The organism is Terriglobus roseus, assembly GCF_900102185.1.
Classification (GTDB): Bacteria; Acidobacteriota; Terriglobia; order Terriglobales; family Acidobacteriaceae; genus Terriglobus; species Terriglobus roseus_A.
Genome location: NZ_LT629690.1, coordinates 4,168,320 through 4,181,810 on the forward strand (window position 1 = coordinate 4,168,320; position 13,491 = coordinate 4,181,810).

At 55.8% G+C, this 13,491-nt stretch carries 12 protein-coding genes; 8 read left to right on the plus strand and 4 right to left on the minus strand.

Annotated elements, in window-relative coordinates; all coding sequences use genetic code 11:
• The first annotated feature begins 16 nt into the window (after window positions 1–16).
• The 4 genes from BLT38_RS17450 (at window position 17) to BLT38_RS17465 (ending at window position 3,510) form a co-directional block, all read left to right on the plus strand.
• Window positions 17–958: an SPFH domain-containing protein gene (locus BLT38_RS17450; protein WP_083346328.1), complete on the plus strand. Its 942-nt coding sequence runs from the start codon at window positions 17–19 to the stop codon at window positions 956–958.
• Between the two features lie 94 nt (window positions 959–1,052).
• Window positions 1,053–1,907: an SGNH/GDSL hydrolase family protein gene (locus BLT38_RS17455; RefSeq protein ID WP_083346329.1), complete on the plus strand. Its 855-nt coding sequence runs from the start codon at window positions 1,053–1,055 to the stop codon at window positions 1,905–1,907.
• A gap of 13 nt (window positions 1,908–1,920) precedes the next feature.
• The gene (locus tag BLT38_RS17460; protein WP_083346330.1) at window positions 1,921–2,304 is read left to right on the plus strand and encodes a gamma-glutamylcyclotransferase family protein; all 384 of its coding nucleotides are present in this window, start codon (window positions 1,921–1,923) and stop codon (window positions 2,302–2,304) included.
• A 36-nt stretch (window positions 2,305–2,340) separates the two neighbouring features.
• On the plus strand, window positions 2,341–3,510 hold the full coding sequence (locus BLT38_RS17465) for a cation:proton antiporter (protein WP_083346331.1): 1,170 nt from the start codon (window positions 2,341–2,343) through the stop codon (window positions 3,508–3,510).
• Here BLT38_RS17465 and BLT38_RS17470 read toward each other — a convergent pair.
• From BLT38_RS17470 to BLT38_RS17480, 3 genes are all read right to left on the minus strand, one after another.
• The gene (locus tag BLT38_RS17470; protein WP_083346332.1) at window positions 3,500–4,453 is read right to left on the minus strand and encodes a DUF2950 domain-containing protein; all 954 of its coding nucleotides are present in this window, start codon (window positions 4,451–4,453) and stop codon (window positions 3,500–3,502) included. The genes BLT38_RS17465 and BLT38_RS17470 overlap by 11 nt on opposite strands.
• A 31-nt stretch (window positions 4,454–4,484) precedes the next feature.
• Window positions 4,485–5,900 carry a DUF3300 domain-containing protein gene (locus BLT38_RS17475; RefSeq protein ID WP_083346333.1) on the minus strand — a complete coding sequence of 472 codons (1,416 nt, stop codon included), beginning with the start codon at window positions 5,898–5,900 and terminating at the stop codon, window positions 4,485–4,487.
• Between the two features lie 181 nt (window positions 5,901–6,081).
• The gene (locus tag BLT38_RS17480) at window positions 6,082–7,152 is read right to left on the minus strand and encodes a GlxA family transcriptional regulator (protein ID WP_197674903.1); all 1,071 of its coding nucleotides are present in this window, start codon (window positions 7,150–7,152) and stop codon (window positions 6,082–6,084) included.
• A gap of 82 nt (window positions 7,153–7,234) precedes the next feature.
• On the opposite strand from BLT38_RS17480, the gene BLT38_RS17485 reads away from it, so the two are divergent.
• Window positions 7,235–8,056 carry an alpha/beta fold hydrolase gene (locus BLT38_RS17485; protein ID WP_083346334.1) on the plus strand — a complete coding sequence of 274 codons (822 nt, stop codon included), beginning with the start codon at window positions 7,235–7,237 and terminating at the stop codon, window positions 8,054–8,056.
• Between the two features lie 50 nt (window positions 8,057–8,106).
• On the opposite strand, the gene BLT38_RS17490 is transcribed toward BLT38_RS17485, so the two are convergent.
• The gene (locus BLT38_RS17490; protein WP_172838330.1) at window positions 8,107–8,688 is read right to left on the minus strand and encodes a hypothetical protein; all 582 of its coding nucleotides are present in this window, start codon (window positions 8,686–8,688) and stop codon (window positions 8,107–8,109) included.
• 769 nt (window positions 8,689–9,457) lie between these two features.
• Here BLT38_RS17490 and dnaN point away from each other — a divergent pair.
• From dnaN to BLT38_RS17510, 3 genes are all read left to right on the plus strand, one after another.
• Window positions 9,458–10,624, plus strand: a complete 1,167-nt coding sequence (gene dnaN, locus BLT38_RS17500; protein WP_083346337.1) for a DNA polymerase III subunit beta — start codon at window positions 9,458–9,460, stop codon at window positions 10,622–10,624.
• Between the two features lie 206 nt (window positions 10,625–10,830).
• Window positions 10,831–11,289: a hypothetical protein gene (locus BLT38_RS17505; protein ID WP_156785187.1), complete on the plus strand. Its 459-nt coding sequence runs from the start codon at window positions 10,831–10,833 to the stop codon at window positions 11,287–11,289.
• A 307-nt stretch (window positions 11,290–11,596) separates the two neighbouring features.
• Complete coding sequence (locus tag BLT38_RS17510; protein WP_083346339.1) at window positions 11,597–13,486, plus strand: hypothetical protein; 1,890 nt, start codon at window positions 11,597–11,599, stop codon at window positions 13,484–13,486.
• Window positions 13,487–13,491: the final 5 nt, after the last annotated feature.

Below are 13,491 nucleotides of genomic sequence, written 5' to 3' on the forward strand. Positions count from 1 at the left end.
GGAGGGGCCACTCTTCATGGAAGGCTCAGGTTTTCCGCTCGCAGGAATCATTCTCCTCGCAATTCTTGGTCTTATCGCCCTCGTCACATTGCTCAAAACTCTGTACACCGTCCGCACCTCGCAGGCCGGTGTTGTCGAACGCTTTGGCAAATTCCATCGCATCGTGCGCCCCGGCTTGCACGTTCTCATTCCGTACGCGGAACGCGTCTTCTTCGTTGATCTCCAGGTTCAACAGGTGCAGTTTTCGGTAGAGACCAAGACGCGCGACAACGTCTTCGTACAAATCCCCGTCAGTGTGCAGTATCAGGTCGTCGACGACAAAGTCTTCGATGCCGTCTATCGGCTCTCGCGTCCGCAGAAACAGATTGAAAGCTTCGTGTTCAACTCCATCCTCGGCCATGTACCCAAGCTCACGCTCGACGAAACGTTTGAGCAGATGAGCGGCATCTCCATCGCCGTAAAGACGGAGCTCGATCACACCATGCACGACTTCGGCTTCAACATCCTCACCGCGCTCGTCACGGACATCATTCCAGACAGCAAGGTGAAAGAAGCCATGAACGACATCAACGCCGCACAGCGCAGCCAGGTGGCTGCAATGGCGCGCGGTGAAGCCGACAAGATTCTGAAGGTGAAGCAGGCAGAAGCGGAAGCCGAAAGCAAAGCTCTGCAGGGCCGTGGTATCGCCGCAGAACGCCAGGCCATCATCGACGGCCTGCGCGCCTCCATCGAACACTTCCGCGAAGCCGTTCCCGGGGCCACCGCGGAAGACGTCATGGCGCTCGTCCTGCTTACGCAATACTTTGACACGCTGAAAGACATTGGCATTCGCAGCGGAACCAACACGCTGTTCCTGCCCAACAATCCCGGCGCTGCAAACGACTTCCTGCAACAGATCCTCGCCGGCCTTCGAGCAGGAACACATCGCGGCAGCATGGGTGAATCCGCCACAAAGTAATCGCCACATCGCAGTAACAACAGAGGGTTGCGACACATCGTCGCAACCCTCTTCTACTGCTCCTTATCGAACGACAGTTATACTTCGTTCGCATATGAAGACGGCCGCGCGACTGCTTGCTCTCCTGCTCTTTGTCCCTCTGCTTTGCCATGCGCAGAGCAAGCTATACACGCAGCTCTATGTCTTCGGCGACAGTTACTCCGACTCAGGCGCAGGCTACATCGATGGCAACGGGCCAACCGCCGTCGTCTACCTCGCGCAGCGCCTCGACATTCCCTTCACATATTTCGGCGACCCCAAAACACAAACCGAACACCCCATCCATGAAGGCCTCAACTTCGCTGTAAGCGGCGCACGCACAGGAGAAGGAAAAGGCAGCTACGGCCCACATCGAGAGTTGCTCGGACGAGGCATGTCGACTCAAGTCGATGACTTCGCCGCGCTAGTGAAATCAGGCGACGTGCACTTCGACGCAGAGCAGACCATGTTCTTCCTGCTCGGTGGCTTGAATGACCGCACGCTACCAGCGGGGCAAACACGCACCAACGAAGAAGCGCTCATCGACACGCTCTACGGTCTCGGAGCACGTCGTTTCATGGTCGCTTTGCTACCAGTGAAGATTCCGCAATTCGCCACCGCAGGCGAACGCGCAAACGCCGAACTCACTTCAGTACCTCAGGACATGAAAGCGAAGTACCCCGACATCCAGATCGCCCTTAGCAACTGGGGCTCCTTTTACGATCAGGCCATCACACATCCATCGCAATACGGCTTCACCAACACAACAGACAAGTGCGCTGGACGCGCTCTACGCAACGAAGACACAACCGAATGCGCCACACCGCAAACCTACTTCTTCTATCACGACGGTCATCCGTCAACCGCTGCACATAAAGTCGTAGGCGACATGTTGTATGACGAAGCAGTATCGAACAAATCATCGCAATGAGAAACTATGAGCCATGGCTCAGGAACCAAACGTATCTCTTTTCTCGTATGGAACATTGCAGTTGCTCTCGGTGCAGACAGCCCTGTTCAAAAGGCCACTCCAAGGCACTCCTGATGCAATGCCGGGATATCGGCAGACAATGATTGAGCTCACGGATCCTGACGTCATTGCCAAAAGCGGAACCGCATCACACCCCATGGTCATTCGCACCGGCGATCCCGCTGACAAGGTCGAAGGAACAGTATTCCTCATCACAGAAGATGAATTGGCCGCAGCAGACAAGTATGAGGTCTCTGATTACAAACGCATCCAAGTTCGTTTGCAATCGGGAACAGACGCGTGGGTATACGTAGAAGCCGGATCCCACAAGGCGATTCGTAGCCACACGAAAAAGTAGTATCCCTCAAAGCCAAGTCATAGTTACATAGCTGCTATGCACATACCAGCGCAAACGCTGACGTATCTGTTCATGATCTTCGGCCTGCTGGTTGTGCCCCGCGCACTCCAGCGCTTCCGAGTACCCGCGCCTCTCACCTGCTTCGCACTCGGCATCCTCGCAGCCATCTTTCTCAAGCAGCTCGTAGGCGATCCTGTTGGAACCGTCGTCGCCACCTTCGGAATCGCGGCGCTCTTTCTACTCGCCGGTCTCGAAGTCGACCTCGTAGAGATCCGTCACCAACTCCCGCAACTCAGCGGATACCTCGCCACGCGCGCCATATTCCTCGCCGCATTCGCATGGGTGGGCATTCGCTATTTCCATATGTCATGGCAGGCATCCACACTGCTCGCACTCGGCCTGTTGACTCCGTCCACCGGCTTCATCCTCGACACACTACCCAACTCCGGCCTCGACATCAGCGAACAGGGCGAAGTCAGCATCGACGCCATCGCCGGCGAAATCATGGCGCTGCTGTTGCTCTTCTTCGTCTCTCAGTCGGGCTCGATGGTTATTCTCGGATCGTCCGCGCTCATCCTTCTTCTGCTCATCGTCATCACGCCGTTTCTATTTCTTTTCTTCGGCAAATACGTCGTTCCTTACGCACCAGGCTCTGAGTTTTCACTCCTCCTCATGGTCGGCATCGTGTGCGCCGTCATCACGCAGAACATCGGTATCCATTACCTCATCGGCGCATTCATCGCAGGACTTATTGCAAGTCTGCTGAAAACGCGAATGGCAACTCTCGCCTCAAACGAGAACCTTCACGCCGTCCGCCTGTTCTCATCCTTCTTCATCCCCTTCTACTTCTTTCATGAAGGCATGGACGTTCCCGCAGGCGCACTCGTTCTCAAATCACTTCTCTATGGGGTGTTGCTCTCCGTTATCGTGATCCCTATCCGCATCTGCAAGAACTGGCTGCAGACACGCTATCTCTCGCGCCGCACAGCGCAGGCAGCGTTCCGCGTTGCTATCGCTCTTGAACCAACATTGATCTTCACGATCGTCATCGCGGGCGTCCTCCACGAAGCATTCCATATTCCCGATGCTCTCTACGGAGGCCTGCTCATCTACGCTGCAGTCACAACCATCCTGCCATCGCTGGTACTCCCCAGCCTGTCGATTCCGTCAGAGCCAGAGGTCTATGGCGTGGAAGCTACTGAATGATCTTCCAGTTCGAATCAGGGTCGAACGAATTCATTGCAGTAACAGTCTGGACTGTGTTCGTTCCCAGATCCTTTTCCAACAGCACGCCGTCCTGGTTCATCATGAAGGTCATCACGCCGGAGTTTCCGTACTCCGCCGGATAAGCAACAAAGGCAAAACCATTGGTCATCTTTCCATCGGCGAGGTAGCTCTTCGCACCACCCGGAGCTTTGTCTGTTTGGCTGTCGAGCATCTTGAACAGATAGCCGTGAAACGTAGTGTGCCCAGCCGGGTTTGCCTTGTAGCCCTCGGCGGTAGCAAAGGCAGCCAGCGGTCCAAGCGGACTCTGCGGTTGCCCCTCGCTGGCCTTCCAATAAAGTCCGTTCTGCTTGCCAGGATCGCTTAGAAACTTCGTCGCATATTGTTTTGCGGGCTGACCATCATGCGGTTCTGCAAAGTACTCCGCCTGCGCGTCGGCAATACCTCCGACGATATCGATGACGTCCAACTCGTTCTGCCCAACACGGCGCGACAGTACTTCTTCTTTTCCAGCAGCTGTATCAAAGAACCACTTTCCATCACCGCTTTTCCGTAGCGGGATGGGAAACGGATAGTTATCGGCGCCAATGATGAGCGACTCGCTGCCATCCTCCAACTTGCGCCAACGATGCATCTCCGCATAGCGAGCAATAAACTTCGTCGCAGCATTCTTGTCCTCAACAGCATCGCCAGAGTAGATAACCTGTTTCGTCTCCGGGCCAAAGATGCTCTGGATGGTGTCTTCATCTCCAGAATTAACAGCGGCCACCAGCGCACTTCCCGCGTCTTCTGGAGAAGCGAATGTCTTCGTGGAAGACTCTGCTGGCTTGTTGCCACTGGAGCGATTGCAGGCCGCCAGCGGAAGAAACAGTGTGAATGCCAGTATCCCGGTCGAAAGCGCAAGTTTGCGGTTTTGCATCGACATTTCCCTTCTCCAGAAGCTCTCTCGTAAAACGCTATCTGCGGCCTCTGAAGCCGCCACGACTCGCACCGCCACGCGCGCTCGCCTGTCTCGATTCCCAACCGCTGCCGCCACCACCAAACGCACCGCCACCACCGCGTTGCGCACCATACCCTCGATTGCCTGTATTGGTGTAGACATGGCCGTTCACATTGACGGCGCTGTTGCCATTCGCAGTCCGCACGGCTGACGCGCTGTTTCCGCGATATCCCGTTCCTGCAACAGCAGCACCACCGCGAGAATTCTCGGCTGCAGCAACTGTGCCGTTAGCAGTGGTCTCATGTTGCGTGTAGGTCGTCTGGCCATTTCGTGAGACAACAGAACTACCCGCGTTTCCATACGCATTCGCCACTTGGTGAGTAGAAGCGTAAGCACCCGTGCGAGCGTTGTATGCCTGGCCTGCTGCAGCTGCTCCATTCGGCCCAGCAACAGTCCCACCCCGAGCAGCTGTTCCGGTATAGGGGTTATAGGCCTGCCCAGCGGTTCGCGTTCCATAGGGCGTGGACACCGCAGCGCCTCGCGCATAGGTTCCGGTGGTTGGGTTATAAGCACGTCCGGCAGAGGCGGCACCGTAAGGACCATACGCAGTCACGCTCGAACCATAAGCCCCGCCGCGCCACGCCCTGTTTCCGTAATAAACATTGCTCCGATATACAACGGCACCACCGTGCCAGTTGCAGTTCCAGTAGCTGTAACCCCAACCGCAGCAGTTGTTGTTGATGGCCGCACCCACCGCAATGCCAACACCAAAAGCAAGCAGCGCTGTTCCCACAACTGCGGCGGTGCTATAGCCAGGCGTCTGCACCGGCGCGCCGTACACCACGGTCGGGTTGTACTGCGGAACGTACACCACCTGCGGATTCGTAGGCTGAATCACAATCACATCTGGCGACTGCTGCACTACCGTGATCTGCGAACCAGTCTTCAAATTGCCTGCGGCCTTAGCCTTTGCGCGCAGAGATTGAATCGCAGTCATCACCTGCGCCGCCTGCGTGTGATACGCCTCACCCAGTGACGACGTCCAGCTCAGGTTCTTCACCATGTTGTCCAGCACAGAAGGAAACTGCGTCAACGCCTTCACGCTTGGATCCCATTGCTGCTTGTCTACGGCCTGTGACAGCGCAATTCCTGTCAGCTTCTTGTTCTGCTCCAGCCAGTCATGTGCAGCCGTCACCTGGTCAGGAAAGGTCGCTGCTCCCAACACCTGCGCCACAAGAGCATCCGGATAAAGCGCAATCGGAGCAACAACCTGCTCCAATTCGGCAGCAGAAAGGGGAGCAGGCTGAGCAGTAGAATCAGCCGCTGGCGCAGGAGCCTGTTGCTGTGCAAGCGCGTGTAATTCGGATGCGGGGAAGACCAGCAGAAAACTCAAAACCACCGCGAAAAACTGCTTGAAACAGGTCCTGACCATCACGTTCCTCCCCTGAAGGAAAGACATTTGGCGATTGCGTGAGATTCAGGCAGTGCAACGCAACGCTAGGTCAGTACACAGATCGCGAGCGCGACTATCTACTGTGCATTTGAACAGGCAAGGGCACAGCCGAAACCAGGTACCACTGTTCGCATCGCAAACACAGCACGTTCATAACTTATTAAGTGTTTACGGGATAACTACGGACCGGCATTTGAATACTGCTCACTGCAGCAGGCGTTCTGAAACGCTTTCGATATTCCGAAGGTTGAAGTCCCACACTCTTCTGAAATATCTTGCGAAACGCGCCAACATCTTCATAACTAACATTCCGCGCAACTTCTTTAACGGAGAGTGCGGTCATCTCCAATAATTCACGCGCTTTCTGTACTCGGATTGACTGCGCATACTCCGTCGGCGTCAGGCCAGTGGCTTTTTGAAATCGACGTAAAAATGTTCTCTCGCCAAGTCGTGCAGTCGATGCCATCTCGCCAACGGTAACTGCCTCTGAGATTGAGCTTTCAATCGAGACCTGCACTCGCAGAATGGCATCATCGCCATGCTGCAATCGTGGAGAGAAATTTGCGTAATACCTCTGTTGTCGCGCAGCCGGATCAACAAGGAAAAACTGAGCCGTCTTGATCATCACCAAAGGCCCCAGGTATCGCTCCACCAACTTCAATCCCAGATCGAGCCACGCCATCATTCCTCCCGCTGTCATCACATCTCCCAGGTCAATGATCAAGTCATCGGACTGAACACATATCTCTGGGAACGTAATCGCCAACAGGTTCGCGTAACTCCAATGCGTTGTCGCAGGTCGACCATTCAACAGTCCTAACTGCGCCAGCAAGAAAGTGCCGCCGCACACAGAGCAAAGAGTCGCACCTGAAGCATGCTCTGCCTTCGCCCACGCAAGCAATCTTTGTGTGGATTCGGCATTCTGTTGAACCTCCAGCGTAGGCGGAAAAATAATGCAATCCGGGCTGCCATGCTTGCGCGGATGCGACTCATAACTCCGAATCAAGCCTGACGATGCAGTAGTCCCCCAGTGACTAACCATTACCTCCGCTCGCGCGGATGCCTCACCCTGTTCTGCGCTGATCCGGTTGGCAACTTCAAACAAGTCTGTCAATCCATGAACTACAGCGGGCCTGGCCCCTGAGTAGAGAACGATCGCAATCTCATGCATCGCATGCGCACGCAGAATGTCTGATTTGCCACGTCGTTTGGCAGCTACGCCTCTAGGCATACCAACCACCTCTCGCTTTACTGGGAGCACCACTGTACCGCATCGCGAATACCACTTCATCACGACAGGAAAGGTTGCACCCATGGGCACGATCAAGGTCAAAGACGGCACAGAGATCTTCTACAAAGACTGGGGCACCGGACAGCCTCTCTTCTTTCACCACGGCTGGCCACTCTCTGCCGACGACTGGGACAGCCAGATGATGTTCTTCCTGCATCATGGCTATCGCGTCATCGCGCACGACCGCCGAGGCCACGGTCGCTCCACACAAACCGCAAACGGCCATGACATGGATACCTACGCTGCCGACGTCGCAGAGCTCGTCGAATTTCTCGACCTCAAAGACTCCATCCACATCGGCCACTCCACCGGCGGAGGCGAAGTGACTCGGTTCGTCGCAAAACACGGAAAAGGACGCGTCGCAAAAGCAGTTCTCATCAGCGCCATCCCGCCTCTCTTTATGAAGACGGAAAAGAATCCCGACGGAGTTCCCAAAGAAGTGGTCGACGGCCTGCGCGACGGTACGGCGTATCACCGTGCGCAGTTCTATCAAGACATCACCATCCCGTTCTACGGCTTCAACCGCCCGGGAGCCAACGTCTCTGAAGGCATCCGCCAAAACTGGTGGCGACAGGAAATGATGGGCGCAGCCACCGCCCACTATGACTGCATCAAGGTTCTCTCAGAGACTGAGTTCTACGACGATCTAGCAGCTATCGATGTGCCAGTCCTGGTCATGCACGGCGAGGACGATCAGATCTGTCCCTTCCCAACCACCGGCGCACGTTCCTGGAAGCTCCTCAAGCATGGATCGCTCAAGTCATACCCCGGCTTGCCCCACGGCATGCCAGCCACTCACGCAGACATCATCAACGCCGACCTGCTCAAGTTCATCCAGTCCTGAAAGCTGCTGCCAAGGAGAGCGAGTACATAACTCGCTCTCCTCAAGCCGCACTACTTCGCCAGAGCCGCAGGAATCGGATTATCCGGCCGTTCCGTGTCCCAGTAAATCTGCACAACCCAATAACGAGTGCCGTCGTTCAACAGCTCCCAGCTATTCACACCGCGCGCCTGTGGCGTGGTGTCCGTAGGCGTATGGAAAATCGCGTACGACTCATACACATGCGTCAGGTGGCCAAAGCTCTGCTTCTCATACGCAATGGGCTTTTCATAGAACGTCTGGTTCCCAGCACGCGCCTGGTAGTCGTCCGTGGAGAGAATCGTCAGGTCCGCAGGCCCCGTCTTGCTATGGCGAACGATAATCATCCGTCCTGATCCCGGAACAAACAAACTCTTAAAACGATTCCAATCGCGTGGCTTGCCCACCTCACCAGAGATGGTGTCAGACAACGCCTGGATGATCGCCTCAGGACTCTTCACATCCTCCGGGTTCGCCTTCGGCCAGTCCGGATGCGATGCAATCACGCCCGGCGTAGGAGCCGGACGCGGAGTAGCGGCCACCTGCTGCTGCTGCGCTCCGCTGCTCTGCATCGCCACCAGCATCCCCACCGCCAGAACCATCGTTTTCATCGCCATCTTCCCCTCATGCACCATTTCCGATGCTCACCGTAACAAATTCTTCATATCTTCCCCAACCGCAAAAAACGTTTGGGACCGACAATCCACAGATTCTCGTAAACCCTGTGCAAACGGTGGACAAACCCGGTATTCCTCAGGCCAAACGTCGCGCCTGTGGATAGAAAAGACGTAGCAATCACCGCAATCAAGCGGTTCGGACCTCGGTTTCCACTTCCACACGCCTCCACGGTGCACATTGCCTGTGAGGAAACCTGTGGAAGACGTGTAAACCTAGCCACGCTATGCGGAATCTCCTCCCGGCGACACACATCTTCCGTTCTTCGCGGACACTTTTTCTGAATCTCGTCCACTATCTAACTCTCATCGCTGCAACAGTATGGGATGTTCTTCCACATTTCCTAACCAAACGATTACGACGGCTATTTCAATCTTTCCTTTTCACTCAGGTTCTTAAAAGCAGTCCTCGCATCAGCCTTGTCGTAGCTTGCGTGGAGCTGTGTCGCCGCTTTCCACGGTTTGGTCCGTGCCTTCCACATCCCCCGCCCGGCTAGGATGAGCCTTGTCAAAACCACCACGCACCAGCTTTGTAACCGGGGATAAAAACCAGCCTTGGGAAACGCAGCAGCGCGGTGATACGCTGAAATCCACTCAGGCTCCGGGCCCACAGTCGCTCTGTAAGCTGACTCAAACCGTTGCCGCCGCACACAAGATTTGTCCTGAACTCTTGGAGGTCTCCACCGTGTCCACCACTGCCTCGCTACCTTCGATGGAAACCAGCGGCGCCGCTCCCACCGGCAATCTCGATATCACGGTCACCCGTGCGGAACTGCTGCGTGAACTGACTGCCGCACAGTCCGTCGTGGAACGGAAGACGACGATCCCCATCCTGTCGAACTTCCTCTTTGAAGCCGATGGTGAACGGCTGACCATCACGGCTACCGACCTGGACCAGAGCCTGCGCACCTCTTGCCCTGCACGCGTGAAGAAGTCCGGCGCATGCACCGTCCCGGCGCGCAAGCTGTACGACTACATCCGCCTGTTGCCCGAAGGCGACATCTCCATCAAGCTGATGGACAACCACTGGGTGCAGATCCGCGCTGGCCGCTCCAACACCAAGATGGTGGGCATGGCGCGCGCGAACTTCCCCCAGGTGCCGGAATTCCCAACCACAGGCGCGGTTAAGATCGCAGCACCGTCGCTGAAGAGCCTCATTTCCAAGACCATCTTCGCCATCTCCAGTGAAGAATCGCGTTACACGCTGAACGGCGCGCTGCTCGTCCTCAAGGCTGAGTCCATGGCCATGGTCGCAACAGACGGTCATCGCTTGGCTCACGTTGAGCGCTTCGGCGAAACGCTTGAAGGCATCTCGGGTGAAAAGAAGACACTCATTCCGCGCAAGGCGCTCGGTGAACTCTCTTCCCTATTGGCCAACACGCCCACCAGTGAAGACAACGACTTCATCGAGTTTGCTGACGATGAAACCACGCTGTTCTTCCGCATCGGCGGTCGCGTGCTCACCAGCCGCAAACTCACCGGCCAGTTCCCCAACTACGAAGCCGTTCTGCCGCGCGACAACAACAAGTTCGTCATCGTCCGCAGCGAAGACCTCATGGGTGCTCTGCAGCGCGTGTCGCAGTTTGCTGACGAGCGTAGCGGCGCCATCAAGATTCGCCTGGAGCAGAACGAACTCCGCATCTCGTCTTCGTCCACGGACGCGGGTGAATCGGAAGACTCCATTGAAACGCCGTACAACTACGATCCGCTCGTAGTCGGTTTCAACTCGGCCTATCTCATTGACTTCTTGAAGGCCATTGGCAACACCGGCGAAGTCCGTCTCGAATTTAAGGACGCACAATCCGCAGGCCAGATGCGCCCTGAAGACGCAAACGAAGATCAGAAGTATCGCTACATCCTCATGCCCATGCGCATTTGAGGTGCGGCAATCAGCACCAAAGAAGCCCGGCCTCGCGCCGGGCTTTTCTATTTCCTGTAGAACGCAAAAAATTTCACGTACGCAAATCATTTGCTGGCATACTGGCAACGATCTTCCGTCACTCCAGAAACATCGTGATCCATCCGTCCGCGTATGCCTACGGGTAAGTAGTCGCAGCACCCATTTCTCATGAGGTGATGTTTGGTATGACAGGCCTGCAGATCTTTACTCTCATTCATGTACTCATAAGCCTCATCGGTATAGCCACGGGGTTTCTGGTTCTGTTCGGCTTTCTTCGTAATTCACAGAACCGTTCGATGAATCTGCTGTTTCTAAGCACAACGGCACTTACCAGCATCACTGGTTTCTTCTTCCCGTTTCATGGAATCACACCAGCGATAGTGGTTGGCATCATCTCGCTGGTGCTGTTTATCCCCGCTATCTGGGGCTATCAAAAGGGATACAGAAAGACTTACATCATCACCGCATCCATCCTGCAGTTCTTTAACGTGATGGTGCTCGTCATCCAGAGCTTTATGAAGATTCCGCCACTGCACCAGTTCGCGCCCACCGGCAAAGAACCCATCGTGGCCATCTTCCAGCTTTTAACTCTCCTGTTCATCGGCGCACTCGCAACGTTGGGCATTCGCCATCGCGAGCAGTGATGCCCATCCGCATCGCATAACGTGAAGTAAGGAAAGGCTCGTCTTATTAAGCGAGCCTTTTCCTATGCCTGTGATTCCGCAAACTGGCAGCGTCTTTGTTGTTCGAAATAGCAAGGATGGTTACGTAGATATTGCGCGTCTACGGAGTTTCTGACCCTCCCCAATGGGTGAAATCTACCCATTTTTACTGGGCTAAACTCAAATCATCTCTCCCCTTCTCCCCCGGTGTAGTCCAGGCCGATCGCGCAGAGATTCGTAAGAACGCGCAGCCGCCTAGGTAGATTTTTTGAATTAAGGAATACGAACCATGTCACATCGTCATGTGCACGCAGGCCTGCGTGGCCTGATGTCCCGCGTTATCTCCACTTTGAATCCAGAATCGAAGCATCGTGGCTGGCTGAGCATTTTGCTGATCGCAATGCTGCCGTCTGTTGCAGCCGCACAATCCCTGCAAATTACTTACGGCGCGAAGGGCATACAAACCCTTTCGTTTAACGGTCAAACCCTTGCAGATGTTGGAGCAAATCCCTCTGACAGCTTCCACATCTGGCACATGAAGGCCACTGACCTGGCGGGTAACACCAGCACCGATTCCCAATCCGGCTGGGGTGAAAGCAACAACGGCACCAGTTGGGACGCATCGTCCAACACGGAAACCTATTACTACAACTGGGGTTCCATCGCGACGCGGTTCGTACAGAAGGGCAACCAGTTGGACATGATCGTCACGGAGACAAACAACGCAAGCTCCGGACTGATCTTCGACGGCGCTGAGATCTACCCGTTGGTGCTGCACTTCCCGCAGGATCCGAAAAACTTCAACGGTTACACCCAGTACGCCATCACCACCACAGGGCCCGGCGTCAGCGTCGCAGACTTTGGTTCAGGTGTCGTTTCAGCAGTGTTACCAGACGAATCGCAACCGATGTATACCGGCTGGAAGCAGGCGGGCGCGAACGCGTACAGCCCGTTGATGACGTCCACTGCGCCTGACGGTCTTGCCACATTCCTGCCGCACAACGATCGTCCCGTGAAGCCCGGCACGAGCTTCACGTATACCGTGTCACTGCGCTTCGCCGCGGCCAGCACCACACCCAATGCGGCAGACGCGTATGCAAGTTTTGCTCAGACGTATCCCAGCCAGATGACATGGGCAGATCACCGTCTCATCGGAACCGCATACCTCGCCAGTTCGCCGCAAGGCAGCTCTGACAAGACTCAGCCCGGCGGCTTTCCAACCAATCCACGCCGATACTTCAACGACGCCTCCGTCGACGTCACCACGTCTGTCGGCCTGCAGGCATTCCAGAATCGCATGCTTGCCGTTGCGCAGGCCAACGTGGTCAACACACGCGCTATGAACGGCCAGGGTGTTATCACGTGGGATCTGGAGGGTGAGCAGTACCCGCAAGGCACCAGCTATGTTTGCTCGCCAGATCAGGTGGCAACGGTTGCTCCAGAGATGGAGTCGACTGTGCTTGATCCGCAATCGCCCTACCAGGGGCAGAGGCTTGACGATGCCTACTTCGGCATCATGACCGGCGCAGGTCTTCGGGTTGGCGTCTGTCTCCGTCCCCAGGTCTTCACCCTCAGCGGCAACGGCCAGGCCTCGCAGAACTTCCTCACATCCAACGATCAGATCATTGCGAACCTCGAGAAGAAGGCCGCATACGCCAATTCCCGGTGGGGCGTGACCATGTTCTATGTGGACTCCACCGTCGACACGAATGGCGGAACACTCGATCCGGCAATCTTTCAAAAGCTGATCACCGATTACCCATCATTCCTGTTCATTCCGGAAGAAAGCACGCCGCGTTACTACGCGTACACCGCGCCGTTCTACTCCTTCATCTTCCATACGGACATCGGCACAGATGCTTCCGTCTACAACTACTATCCAAAGGCCTTTGGCGTGAACCTGGTGAACGATGTGTCGCCAGCCACACTCAATAGCTATCTCCCCGCGCTGACACAACAGGTCAGTAAGGGCGACATCCTGATGGGGCTCGCCGACTACTGGCAAGACAACGATCCCATCCTGGCGTCGATCTATGCCTCTGCAGGCGTATCGGCTCCGCCCGTAACGACACCTCCCCCCGTAGTGGCTCCTCCTGTGTCCAACGATCCACCGGACACGTCTTCAGACGTTCCTCCGACCACCACCACACCGAAGCACCATCGTCGTTCGCGTAGTTAAGACAG

What these genes read in the sequence shown, in the direction of transcription:
- BLT38_RS17450 (WP_083346328.1), top strand. Translation starts at nt 17, where the DNA reads ATGGAAGGCTCAGGTTTTCCGCTCGCAGGAATCATTCTCCTCGCAATT.
- BLT38_RS17455 (WP_083346329.1), top strand. Translation starts at nt 1,053, where the DNA reads ATGAAGACGGCCGCGCGACTGCTTGCTCTCCTGCTCTTTGTCCCTCTG.
- BLT38_RS17460 (WP_083346330.1), top strand. Translation starts at nt 1,921, where the DNA reads ATGGCTCAGGAACCAAACGTATCTCTTTTCTCGTATGGAACATTGCAG.
- BLT38_RS17465 (WP_083346331.1), top strand. Translation starts at nt 2,341, where the DNA reads ATGCACATACCAGCGCAAACGCTGACGTATCTGTTCATGATCTTCGGC.
- BLT38_RS17470 (WP_083346332.1), bottom strand. Translation starts at nt 4,453, where the DNA reads ATGTCGATGCAAAACCGCAAACTTGCGCTTTCGACCGGGATACTGGCA.
- BLT38_RS17475 (WP_083346333.1), bottom strand. Translation starts at nt 5,900, where the DNA reads ATGGTCAGGACCTGTTTCAAGCAGTTTTTCGCGGTGGTTTTGAGTTTT.
- BLT38_RS17480 (WP_197674903.1), bottom strand. Translation starts at nt 7,152, where the DNA reads ATGCCTAGAGGCGTAGCTGCCAAACGACGTGGCAAATCAGACATTCTG.
- BLT38_RS17485 (WP_083346334.1), top strand. Translation starts at nt 7,235, where the DNA reads ATGGGCACGATCAAGGTCAAAGACGGCACAGAGATCTTCTACAAAGAC.
- BLT38_RS17490 (WP_172838330.1), bottom strand. Translation starts at nt 8,688, where the DNA reads ATGGCGATGAAAACGATGGTTCTGGCGGTGGGGATGCTGGTGGCGATG.
- dnaN (WP_083346337.1), top strand. Translation starts at nt 9,458, where the DNA reads ATGGAAACCAGCGGCGCCGCTCCCACCGGCAATCTCGATATCACGGTC.
- BLT38_RS17505 (WP_156785187.1), top strand. Translation starts at nt 10,831, where the DNA reads ATGACAGGCCTGCAGATCTTTACTCTCATTCATGTACTCATAAGCCTC.
- BLT38_RS17510 (WP_083346339.1), top strand. Translation starts at nt 11,597, where the DNA reads ATGTCACATCGTCATGTGCACGCAGGCCTGCGTGGCCTGATGTCCCGC.